Origin of the sequence: Inquilinus limosus MP06, from assembly GCF_000767795.1 — a bacterium.
In the GTDB taxonomy this organism is placed as follows: domain Bacteria; phylum Pseudomonadota; class Alphaproteobacteria; order DSM-16000; family Inquilinaceae; genus Inquilinus; species Inquilinus limosus_E.
Window position 1 is genome coordinate 1 of sequence record NZ_JANX01000888.1, and the last position, 1707, is coordinate 1707.

2 protein-coding genes are annotated in these 1707 nt (G+C 68.4%); both read right to left on the minus strand.

Translation table 11 applies throughout. The annotated features are described in order from the left end of the window. A partial coding sequence (locus tag P409_RS37505; protein ID WP_152613689.1) for an SDR family NAD(P)-dependent oxidoreductase occupies window positions 1-141 on the minus strand: 141 nt, incomplete at its 3' end. Window positions 142-169: 28 nt separating this feature from the next. Then, window positions 170-1144 (minus strand): sugar-binding transcriptional regulator, encoded by a 975-nt coding sequence (locus tag P409_RS33630; protein ID WP_034848931.1) that lies wholly within the window; start codon window positions 1142-1144, stop codon window positions 170-172. Window positions 1145-1707 lie beyond the last annotated feature (563 nt).

The following is a 1707-nucleotide window of genomic DNA, read 5'->3' on the forward strand; positions in this document are numbered from 1 at the left end:
GGCCGCGGCCTCGGCGACGCTCGGCTCGTTGGCGGCCAGCAGCACGGACGCGCCCTCGGCGGCGAAGCGGCGGGCGATGGCGGCGCCGATGCCGCGGCTGGCGCCGGTGATGACGACGGTCTTGTCGGTGAAGCGGGGCATGGGGTCTCTCCCGGATGTGCTTTTGCGTCTAGCGGGCGAAGTCGTTGTCGGACTGGGCCAGCAGCTTCTCCGCCGTGAAGCGGTCGGTGATCAGGATGTTGATGTGGCGGCCGAGGAGCGCGCCGCGGATCGCCGCCACCTTGCGGGCACCGCCGGCGACGCCGACGATGCGCGGGATGGTGCCGATCTCGTCCAGCGACATCGAGATCACGCGCTCGTCCAGCGGCGTCTGCACCGGGGCGCCATAGGCGCCGAAGAAGCGCAGGCAGATATCGCCGACGCCGCCGTTCCCGGCCACAGCCTCCAGCTCCGCGCCGGTGAAGACGTTGCCGCTGTTGGCCAGCATCTTCGACGGCTCGACCGCACCGATGCCGACCAGCGCCAGGGTGATGCGCCGCCACTGCTCCATCGTCGCCCGGACATAGGGGTCGGCCAGGAGGGCGCGCTTGGCCGAGGCCGATCCGGCGACGCCGGGGGCGGGCAGGAGCTGGGGCTGCGACCCGGTCAGCTGGGCCAGGCGCGTGGTCAGGTGGGTGGCGTGACCCTGCACCGCGGGGTTGCCCATGCCGCCCAGCATCTGCACCACCCGCTCGGCCGCCACCCGCTTCAGCGGGTTGACGGCGTCGACCATGCGCAGCAGCGACGCGCTCCAGGACGAGATGCCGATGATCTCGCCGGGGTCCAGCGTCGTCTCCAGGAAATGCGCCGCGGCGTCGCCGATGCCGGCCAGGATCGAATCCTCGCGGTCCTCGCCGCATTCGGCGACGATCGCCTCGGCCAGGCCGAAGCGGTCGCGCAGCCCCGTCTCCAGGTCGACATAGGTGCCGCGCGGGGCGTTGATGGTGATGCGGACGATCGATTCATCCTCGGCCCGCTTCAGCAGGCGCGAGATCGTCGCCTGCGAGATGTGCAGCCGCTGCGAGATGTCGGACTGCTTCAGCCGGTCGACATAGTACATCTGCGCCACCCGGGTGATCAGGCGAAGCTCGTTGACGCGGCTCATCGGAAGGCTGCCTCGATCATCGGTTGCCGGTTCGGCTGGCTCGAAAATTTATGCATCACAGCCTAATTATTCAGACGCCGGTCGATATCCGGTCAAGCGGAAGCTGCGCGGCGCGCGTGGCTTTTTCACAGCACACCTCACAGTCATTGCGAGGAGGCGAAGCCGACGAAGCAATCCATCGTCCCGCACCGAGCGGATGCATGGATTGCTTCGCTGCGCTCGCAATGACGGTGTCGGACTTCGGAAAAGGCTCGCAACGGAGAGGAAGCGTCAAGCGGCGTCATCCTTTCGAGTGAACGCCCGGATGGCCGGGCAGAACGGCTTGACGCACCTCTGACTCGTGGATAGCATGAATTTAAATCTGACTATGAATAATTATTCAATCCGGAGGAGCGGTGCTCGACCCCAACGCCCCCATTCGTCCCCGACGCGGTCCTCGACCCGGCGCGCATCGCCGCGGCGGACGGGGCCGGGCGGGCGCGCGTCCTGGCCGGGGCGGCGGCGGAGATCCGCGGCTCCGTGCTGCGCATGATCGGGCAGGCCGGCCTCGGACATGTCGGCGG

Bases quoted from the DNA above. Each gene is read 5' to 3' on its own strand.
- P409_RS33630 (WP_034848931.1), bottom strand. From the start codon at position 1,144: ATGAGCCGCGTCAACGAGCTTCGCCTGATCACCCGGGTGGCGCAGATG.